Genomic DNA, 8,795 nt, shown 5'->3' with positions numbered 1-8,795 from the left:
GGGGGGCCAGGCCGGTGCCGTAGGCGGGGCGCCCCACCCCGCCGTCGGTCACCCCGGCGGGCGCGGCGCCCGCGACGGCGCCGCGGTAGATGGCGTCCTGCTGTTCGGCCGTGCAGTGCGAGCGCAGCGAGTCCATGGTGCGGGCCTTGTCGCCGGCCGTGACGACGCAGCCGTTGCCGTAGTCGGCGTCCGAGCTGCCGCCGATGGCCGGCTCGGCACCCGCGCCGGCGGAACCCAGCGCGCCCGCCGCGAGCAGCGTGCCGGTCAGCAGCGCGAGCGCGCGTGGGCGGCGGGCCGGGCGCCGCGGCGCGATCGCGATGGATCTGTGCGGAACGGGGGATGGAACTCGCGTCATGCGTACCGCTTTCTCCGTATCCGTGAACTGAAACCCCCCGATTCGGCGTCGTGCTCCCGATCCGGCGCAGAGCGTGGAAGCGCGCGGGTGTGCCGCGGTGCCGGCGCGACGGCGACTAGGCTGAACCGTGACAATCCCGCCAGAGAGGACGTGCCGTGCAGCCCGGTGGTCAGTTCGACATGCAGCAGTTACTCGCCCAGGCCCAGCAGATGCAGGAAGCGGTGATGCAGGCGCAGGCCGAGATCGCCGCCGCGGAGGTGACCGGCCAGGCGGGCAACGGGCTGGTGACGGTCACGCTCAAGGCCGGCGGTGAGGTCGTCGGGCTGACGATCGACCCGAAGGTCGTCGACCCCGACGACGTGGAGGGCCTGCAGGTCCTCATCATCGGCGCGGTCTACGACGCCTCCGCCAAGGCGGAGCAGCTGGCCGCCGAGCGCCTCGGCCCGCTGGCCGGTGGCGGTTCCATCCCCGGTCTGCCCGGTTTCTGAGCGAGGGCGCGTCGGTTGTACGAGGGGCCGGTACAGGATCTGATCGACGAACTGGGCAAACTGCCCGGCGTCGGTCCCAAGAGCGCGCAGCGTATCGCGTTCCATCTGCTACAGGTCGAGCCGCCGGAGATCGACCGGTTGCAGGCCGCGCTGCAGAAGGTGCGTGACGGTGTGCGCTTCTGCGCGGTCTGCGGCACCGTCGCCGACGGCGAACTGTGCAGGCTGTGCGCCGACCCGCGTCGCGACCGCACGGTGATCTGCGTGGTCGAGGAGCCCAAGGACGTGCAGGCCATCGAGCGCACCAGGGAGTTCCGCGGCCGCTACCACGTGCTCGGCGGCGCGCTCGACCCGCTCAGCGGTGTCGGCCCCGACCAGCTGCGGATCAGGGAACTGCTGACCCGCATCGGCAATCAGGCCGACGGCGTCGACGTCACCGAGGTCATCATCGCCACCGACCCCAACACCGAGGGCGAGGCGACGGCGACCTACCTGGTGCGCATGCTGCGCGATTTCCCCGGGCTGACGGTCACCCGGCTGGCCTCCGGCCTGCCGATGGGCGGCGATCTCGAGTTCGCCGACGAGCTCACGCTCGGGCGGGCGCTGTCGGGGCGCCGGGCGCTCTAGGGACGCCTCGCCGGGTGCTCCGCGCGCGGATCAACGGGACGCTCGCCGGCCCAGGGGTTGCGGCGCGTGCGCGGGAGCCCGGTCGCGGGCGCTCGCCGGACCCGGGTCGCGGGCGGCGTCAGAACTCGACCCGCTCCCAGGTCCGCTCGTCCAGCGTGGCCTGATCGCCGTCGGCCCAGGCCCAGATCAGTTCGGCCACATCGCGCGCCTCGGTGAGGGTGAGCGCGTAGTGGCGTTCCGGGCCGCCGTCGCGGTACTCGAGGGCGAACTCGCCCGGCGCGGAGCGGAAGGTCTGGATGTAGTGCTGCGGCGCGCGCTCGACGATGAGATACGGCGCGGGCGCGGCCAGTTCGGGCACCCACTGGTGGATCAGGGTCTCGGTCAGATACGGGAACTCGCCCGCGCCGCCGTGCGAGACGCCGATATCGACGCGGCCCGCCGGATCGATCAGCCAGGCCAGCTGCGGGTCGTAGAGGGCGTAGTCGCGGGGGGTGGCGATCTCGAACAACAGAGCGCGCAGATAGCCGATCGCGTCGTACGGGCAGGCCACGTGCAGCACCGACCCGGTGCCGTCGCCACCGACCTCGCAGTCCTCGGCGAGGAAGGAATCCTCCTCCGGCAGCGCCGAGTCGCGCTCGTCGATGATCGCGGCCATCTCCCGCACCGCATCGGTCGTGGGCAGACCCTGCTGTGCGGTCAGGTAGTCGTCCACCTCGGACGGGGTGCGGGCGACACCGGAGGGCAGCAGCACGAGGTCGTAGTTCACCCGGCCAGCCTAGTCAGGCGCTGTGCCGCCGCCGCTCGCCCCCGCCGCAGGCGCATCCGCCCGCCACATCCGCGCAGTCGACGACGAAGGTGTGCCTGGCGCGATCGAGATCGACGCACTCCGGCTCGGTGCACTCCGACGACCAGTCCTCGTGCACCACCAATGTCCCGTGACAGTGGTCGACCCCGGTGTCGCATCCCCCGCAACCCGGTGCGCGCATGTGCCCTCCTGACTGGAATCCGGTTCCGGCTCGCCAGAGCCGCCTCGCCTCCCATGACAGCACACCGCACCGACACTACGCCGCACCGCCGCGACGTGGACGCCGTCGCGAAGTAGGACGCAGCTCTCAGGCGCGCAGGCGTTCGCGGCGCAGCTGTTCGACCTCGGGGAGGTCGAGGGGGGACAGGGCCTCGACGCCGAGGGCGCGCGCGAGCAGCAGGTCGGCGAGTTCGGGATTGCGGGCCAGCGCGGGGCCGTGCATGTAGGTGCCGAAGACCGAGCCCTGGACCACCCCCTCCAGACCGTCGCCCACGCCGTTGCCGACGCCGCGGGTGACGCGGGCCAGGCCCGTGGCGTCGGGGCCGAGGGTGGTGCCGCCGCGATGGTTCTCGAAGCCGGTGAGCGGGGCGCGCAGGCCGGGCACGACGGGGGAGGTGACGACCTCGCCGATGGCGCGCACGGCCTGCGGCGAGGTGGTGACGTCGAGCAGGCCGACGCCCTCCACGCGCTCACCGGAGGAGGTCTCGTACCAGTTGCCGAGCACCTGGATGGCGGCGCAGATGGCCAGCACCGGCGCGCCCCGCTCGGCGGCCTTCTGCAGGCCGGGGTACTGGCGCAGGTGGCGGGTGGCCAGGCGCTGCGCGGAGTCCTCGGCGCCGCCGAGGGTGTAGATGTCCAGCGATTCCGGCACCGGGTCGGTGAGATTGATCTCCACGATCTCGGCGTCGTGGCCGCGCATGCGCAGGCGCTGGCGCAGCACCAGCGCGTTGCCGCCGTCGCCGTAGGTGCCCATCACGTCGGGCAGGACGAGCCCGATCCGTACCGTCGAGTCGCTCATGCGCTGTGTCCTGTCTCCACCTCGGCGTTCCCCGCCTCCGCCGCGCGGAAGCCCGTGCCGTTGATGCCCGTGCCGGTGATGCTCGTGCCGCCCGTGGTCACCGCCGCGCCTCCAGGTCGCGGTTGAGGTCGCGGAAGGCGGTGTAGTTGGCCAGCACCTCGACCCGGCCGGGTGGGCAGGAGGCGATGGCGCGCAACGGATTCGCCACCGTGGTGTGCTCGACGCCCGCGTAGGTCAGCCGCACCGCCAGGTCGGTGGCGCGTTCGCCCGCGGCCACCACCTGCACGTCCTCGAAGTGCTCGAAGCGCACGTCCCACAGCCAGGACAGATCCTCGCCGTCGGGCACCTGGCCGTTGACCGCGATCACCAGGCCCGCCGCGGAGTGGTCGATCATCGACAGCGCCTCCTGCCAGCCTGCCGGGTTCTTGGCCAGCAACAGCCGGGCGGTGTGCTCGCCGACCTGCACCGTCTTGTAGCGGCCCGCGATCTCGCGCACGGTCCCGGTGGCGACCACGGCCTTGGCCGGTTCGGCGCCGAGCGCGACCGCCGCGGCCACCGCCTGCGCGGCGTTGCCGCGATTGGCCCGGCCGGGCAGGGCCAGGTGCAGCGGGTAGCGGGTGCTGTCGGGGCCGACCAGATCCTCGCCCTCGAGCGACCAATCCGGTTCCGGGCGCTGGAAATCCGCGCCGGTGCTGCGCCAGTGCACGCCCTCCCAGATCACCGGCTCGCCGCTGCGCGGGCAGCTGGTGGCGTCCATCGCCCAGCCGCTGCCCGCCGCCACCCAGATCACGTTCGGGTGGTCGTAGGCGATGGAGGTCATGAGCACGTCGTCGCAGTTGGCGATGACCACGGTGTCGGGGTGGCGGGCCAGGCCCGCGCGCAGCTTGCGTTCGATCATGTTGATCTCGCCGACCCGATCGAGCTGGTCGCGGCTGAGGTTCAGCAGCACGACGGCGGCGGGGTCGAGCGCGTCGGAGACGTGCGGCAGGTGCAGCTCGTCGACCTCGATGGCGGCCAGCGGCACGCCGGGGTGCTGACTGAGCGCGGCGACGATGCCCGCGTCCATGTTGGCGCCGTCGGCCTGGGTGGCGACCGCCCCGAGGGTGCTCAGCGCGGCGGTGGTCATCCTGGTGGTGGTCGACTTGCCGTTGGTTCCGGTGATCAGCACGGTCCGGCGCCCACGGCCGAGCTGCCGCATGATCGTCGGGTCGATCTTCAACGCGATCAGGCCGCCGATCATCGAGCCGTTGCCGCGACCGGCGCGCCGGGAGGCCCACGACGCGGCCGCCGCGGCCCGCAGGGCGATGCGCCCGCGTATCGAAATGTCCGCCACGCAGGCGAGTGTATGTGCGATCGGCTGGGCGGGCGCGCCGCGGGGTCAGGCGTCGAAGGCGTTGGGCAGGCCGGCGGCGAAGCGCTCGGCGTCGATGCGGCGCAGCGGCTCGAGTTCGGCGGCGCGATGCAGGGTGTACGTCCGGCAGCGCGGCGCGTCCGAGCCGACGGTGTCGAGCAGGGCGTTGACCGCGGCGCGCGCGGACTCGTTGGCGCCCTCCATCGTGGCCAGATCCACATTGGTGCGCACGTAATCGCCCGCGAGGAAGAGATTTTCGATGGCGCCGTGCGGTTCCGGGCGCAGATCCCACGAACCCGCGGTGTTGATGAGCAGCGGATCGGCGTTGGTGTTGCGGCCGGTGCGGGCCTGCCAGACGATCGCCGGGTCCAGGAACCAGGAGTGCAGGTCGGCGTCGCGCAGCAGTTCGTCGCGGTCGTTGAGGTGGGCCAGCATCTGCGCCCACACCTCGCGCGCGATCTCCTCGTGGGTGCACTCGACGGCGGGCTTGCCGTAGAGGATGCCGGGGGTGTGCCAGTCGGAGATGTCCACCGACAGGCAGTCCTGCACCGTGCCGTCGCCGTACTCGGGCAGCTTGTGCGCCCACAGCGCGTTCTGGGCGATCGAGGTCAGCGACCACGGCGAATCGATGTAGGCGGTGTGGCCGGGGGAGATGTCGGGCGAGCGGCGCAGATAGAACTGGATGCCGGTCATCCAGTCCACCACCAGGCGGTTCATGCCCTCCAGCTCCGGGCGCACCGCCAGCACCTCCGGTGACCACAGCGTGCGCGCCTGCTCGGCGGCCAGCGCCACCACCACGTGGTCGGCCTCGACGGTGCGCGCCGTGCCGGACTCGTCGACGATGCGGACCCCGCTGACCCGCCGGTCGCGCATCTCGAGTCCGCGCACCTCCGCGCCGATGGCGAAGCGCACCCCGAGGCCGCGCAGCAGCTGCGACCACGGGTCGATCCAGGTGCGGTTGGTCGGGCCGTTGAGCACCCGGTCAAGCGCGCCGTCGTTGCCGATGCCGAAGGGATTGCCGAGGAACTGCTCGCCCATGTTGCCGATGGTGCGCACGCTGGCCGCGTTGTCCTTGGCGGCGACCATGATGCTGGTGAGGGTGCGCGAGAGCAGCGAGCGGAACTCGTGGCTGCGCTCGTGCCCGCGCACGAAGTCCAGCCAGGACACGTATTCCCACTGCTGGAAACGCCGCGCGTCGCAGCTGGTGTTGAACACCATCAGCCGGTTGGCGAAGAACGCGCCCTCCTCCGGGGACATCTTCAGCGCGGTGGCCAGCGCGGCGCCGAGGGTCTCGGGGAAGCCGGGATGGGTGGGGTCGGGCAGCGTGCCGAAATCCAGTCCGACGCGGAAGTCGTCGCCGTCGCGCCGGGCGAAGCGCGCCTCCGGCACCCGCACCAGGTTGTTCCACACCCCGTCCGGGTTGTCTCCGAACGGGATGCGCCGCATGGTGTCGGGAATGTGCTGGTAGAAGCCGGGGAAGAAGCGGAAGCCGTGCTCGCCCGGCAGTTCGGGGCGGCCGTCGGAGGCGCTGCCGGGCACCGGGATGCTGCGCGCCTTGCCGCCCAGGGCGCGGCGCTCGTAGACGGTGACCTCGAAACCGCGTTCGGCGAGTTCGTGGGCCGCGGTCATGCCCGCGACCCCGCCGCCGAGGACAGCGACTCTGCTGCCCGCCGCGGCGGCTCTACCGGCCGAAAGTCCCGCCCCCGCCGTCATCGCGCCTACCGCGACCGCTCCGCGAAGCACTGTCCTCCGGGATACGGCCCACCGCTGATCCGCCATTCGCAATTCGCTGCCCAGCCTCGTCAACCTGCACCGTCGCACACACTGTAGGGATTCGGACCAGGGGCTGTCCCACCCGCCCCTACCGCGGTCCGCGCACACCGGCGCCGCTCACGGGGATCTCACCCCGGGCCTCGCGCCTTGCCGCGACCCTACCGGGCATCGCCGTGACGTGTGCGGTTTCCCGGACCGGCCCGCTACTTTCGTCCTGCTCCGAGGGGCGCCGCGGCGTGGAGACGGTGACGAAGGACCCCGCGATCACCACCGCGGCGCCGAGCCGTTCGGCGGCCGTGGGGATCTCGTCGAGCACCAGCCAGGCCGCGGCGATGCGAGCAGTTCGGCGGGCGCGGTGGCGGCGTGCACGTCGGTGGGAGCCGGTTCCTCGTACGTGAGCCCATCGACGTGATGGTCGCGTCCGGTTACGGGGTCACGCCGCTGCCGAGCGGGGTTACAGCCTGCCGGGGTACTGATAGGGCTGCTGGTACTGCGAGCCGGTGCCCTGCTGGTAGCCGCCCTGCTGGTAGCCGCCCTGGGAGCCCGGTCCGCCGTGGTAGCCGAAGTCGTCGGCGACCATGGCGGCCAGTTCCAGCAGCGCGCGCCTGGTCGGCTTGCCGACCAGCTCCAGATCGATCTCGGCGCCCTCGGCGAGATGGTCGTCGAAGGGGACGATCTGCACGGCGCGGGTGCGGTCGAGGAACAGTTTGCGCAGCTGGTCGAGGTCGACGGTGGAGGCGCCGCGACGAGAGGCGTTGACCACCACCACGGTTCGCTCGACGAGCTTGCCGTAACCGTGGTGCTCGAGCCAGTCCAGCGTGGCCGAGGCGCTGCGCGCGCCGTCGATGGCCGGGGAGGTCACCAGCACCAGCGAGCTGGCCATGTCGAGCACGCCCGCCATCGCCGAGTGCATCAGGCCGGTGCCGCAGTCGGTGAGGATGATGTTGTAGAACGACTGCAGGATGCTGATGGCCTTGCGGTAGTCGGCCTCGCTGAAGGCCTCCGAGACCGCCGGATCCTGTTCCGAGGCGAGCACTTCCAGGCGGCTCGGCGCCTGCGAGGTGTGCGCGCGCACGTCGGAGTAGCGCGAGATGTTCTGGTCCTCGAGCAGGTTGCGCACCGTGGAGCGGGTCTGGCGCGGCACCCGGTGGGCCAGGGTGCCAAGGTCGGGGTTGGCGTCGATGGCGATCACCCGGTCACCGCGCAGCGAGGCGAAGGTGGAGCCGAGACCGACGGTGGTGGTGGTCTTGCCGACGCCGCCCTTGAGCGAGAGGATCGCGATCCGGTAATCGCCGCGCACCGGCTGGTTGACGCGCTCGACCAGGTCGCGGTGCACCACGTCGGCCGCGGACTCGCCGGGGTTGATCACGCCGCCGGAGACCTTGTGCACCGCCCGGCGCCAGCCGCTGCGCGGGGCGCGCCTGGCGCGCTTGAGCAGGTTCAGATCGTTGACCGAGCTGCCGGGCACGGGCGGCTGGCCGTGCCCCTGCGGCCCGGCGGGCTGCTGGGTGAACTGGCCGGGCAGGCCGAACTGCTGGGGCGCGCCGAAACCCGAGGGACCGGTGGGCTGGCCGCCCTGCTGGTCCTGCGGTCCGAACTGCGGCGGCTGACCGGGCACCGGCCCCGGCTGCCCCGGCGCGCCGAACTGCGGCTGACCTGGCGCGCCGAATTGCGGCTGGTTCGAGTCGAACTGCGGGCCGGCATCGGCCTGCGGCGGGGGCGGCGCGTCGAACTGCTGAGTCGCCTCCGGCGGCGGAGCCTGCCCGAACTGCGGCTGCTGCACCGGCTGGGAGCCGCTCTGCCACGGCGGAACCGGCGCGTCCGGCCCGAATCCCGGTGGCGCGAAACCCGGCTGGGGCGGCAGGGCGGGCGGCGGCGGGGGCGCCCAGCCGAAACCGGGATCGCCGCTGCCTTCCGGGGCGCCGCCGGGCTGCGGTGGCGCGAAGCCTGCGGCGGGCGGCGGCGGGGGCGCGAATCCACCCTCCGGGCCCGGCGCCTGCGCGAATTGCCCACTGCCGTAAGGGTCGAAGCCGCCCGGCGCGGAGCCCGCACCGGGGGCGGCCACCGCGTGACCGCCGGTGTCGCCGTGATCGCCCGTCGCGCCGGCGCGCGAGGTGGTCGAGAAGTCCCCGCGCTCGGCGGAATCCGCTTCGCCGCCCGCCTGCTCGCGCTCGTCCTGTCCCTCCGCCGCCGCGGAGGCTTCGGCCGTATCCGTCGAACGACCCTGGAGCCAGGGCGGAGTGGTCGGATTCTGGTCGTTGTCTGTCACAGGTTCCCCCAAAAGCTCGGGTAGCGAGCAGAGAGCTCGGCCCGTTCCTGCGACCCCCCCCAAGCAGGTGCCAGCCCCCCCACGCAGAAACAGCCCCGGCCCCCCCCGGAAT

At 72.5% G+C, this 8,795-nt stretch carries 8 protein-coding genes and 1 pseudogene; 2 read left to right on the top strand and 7 right to left on the bottom strand.

What is annotated here, in order from left to right; all coding sequences use genetic code 11:
* Positions 1-355: pseudogene (locus QH283_RS06445) on the bottom strand (hypothetical protein); the annotation flags it as partial.
* A 155-nt stretch (positions 356-510) separates the two neighbouring features.
* Here QH283_RS06445 and QH283_RS06440 point away from each other — a divergent pair.
* Positions 511-843 carry a YbaB/EbfC family nucleoid-associated protein gene (locus tag QH283_RS06440; protein WP_280502099.1) on the top strand — a complete coding sequence of 111 codons (333 nt, stop codon included), beginning with the start codon at positions 511-513 and terminating at the stop codon, positions 841-843.
* Positions 844-858: 15 nt separating this feature from the next.
* Complete coding sequence (recR, locus tag QH283_RS06435; RefSeq protein ID WP_280502098.1) at positions 859-1,467, top strand: recombination mediator RecR; 609 nt, start codon at positions 859-861, stop codon at positions 1,465-1,467.
* 118 nt (positions 1,468-1,585) lie between these two features.
* On the opposite strand, the gene QH283_RS06430 is transcribed toward recR, so the two are convergent.
* The 6 genes from QH283_RS06430 to QH283_RS06405 form a co-directional block, all read right to left on the bottom strand.
* Positions 1,586-2,233 (bottom strand): hypothetical protein, encoded by a 648-nt coding sequence (locus QH283_RS06430; protein ID WP_280502097.1) that lies wholly within the window; start codon positions 2,231-2,233, stop codon positions 1,586-1,588.
* A 13-nt stretch (positions 2,234-2,246) separates the two neighbouring features.
* A complete protein-coding gene (locus tag QH283_RS06425; protein ID WP_280502096.1) occupies positions 2,247-2,453 on the bottom strand; it encodes a hypothetical protein in 207 nt (68 codons plus the stop codon).
* Positions 2,454-2,579: 126 nt separating this feature from the next.
* Positions 2,580-3,290, bottom strand: a complete 711-nt coding sequence (locus tag QH283_RS06420; protein ID WP_280502095.1) for a type 1 glutamine amidotransferase — start codon at positions 3,288-3,290, stop codon at positions 2,580-2,582.
* A gap of 97 nt (positions 3,291-3,387) precedes the next feature.
* Complete coding sequence (locus QH283_RS06415; RefSeq protein ID WP_280502094.1) at positions 3,388-4,623, bottom strand: Mur ligase family protein; 1,236 nt, start codon at positions 4,621-4,623, stop codon at positions 3,388-3,390.
* Between the two features lie 45 nt (positions 4,624-4,668).
* Positions 4,669-6,354, bottom strand: coding sequence for a hydroxysqualene dehydroxylase (locus tag QH283_RS06410; RefSeq protein WP_280502093.1), 1,686 nt, complete (start codon positions 6,352-6,354; stop codon positions 4,669-4,671).
* 514 nt (positions 6,355-6,868) lie between these two features.
* Positions 6,869-8,683, bottom strand: coding sequence for an AAA family ATPase (locus QH283_RS06405; protein WP_280502092.1), 1,815 nt, complete (start codon positions 8,681-8,683; stop codon positions 6,869-6,871).
* Between the last annotated feature and the right edge of the window lie 112 nt (positions 8,684-8,795).

This window comes from Nocardia farcinica, assembly GCF_029867845.1.
GTDB lineage: Bacteria > Actinomycetota > Actinomycetes > Mycobacteriales > Mycobacteriaceae > Nocardia > Nocardia farcinica_A.
Note: the sequence above shows the minus strand (reverse complement) of the source record. Positions and strands in the feature narration are given on the sequence as shown.

What these genes read in the sequence shown, in the direction of transcription:
- QH283_RS06425 (WP_280502096.1), bottom strand. Translation starts at nt 2,453, where the DNA reads ATGCGCGCACCGGGTTGCGGGGGATGCGACACCGGGGTCGACCACTGT.
- QH283_RS06420 (WP_280502095.1), bottom strand. Translation starts at nt 3,290, where the DNA reads ATGAGCGACTCGACGGTACGGATCGGGCTCGTCCTGCCCGACGTGATG.
- QH283_RS06410 (WP_280502093.1), bottom strand. Translation starts at nt 6,354, where the DNA reads ATGACGGCGGGGGCGGGACTTTCGGCCGGTAGAGCCGCCGCGGCGGGC.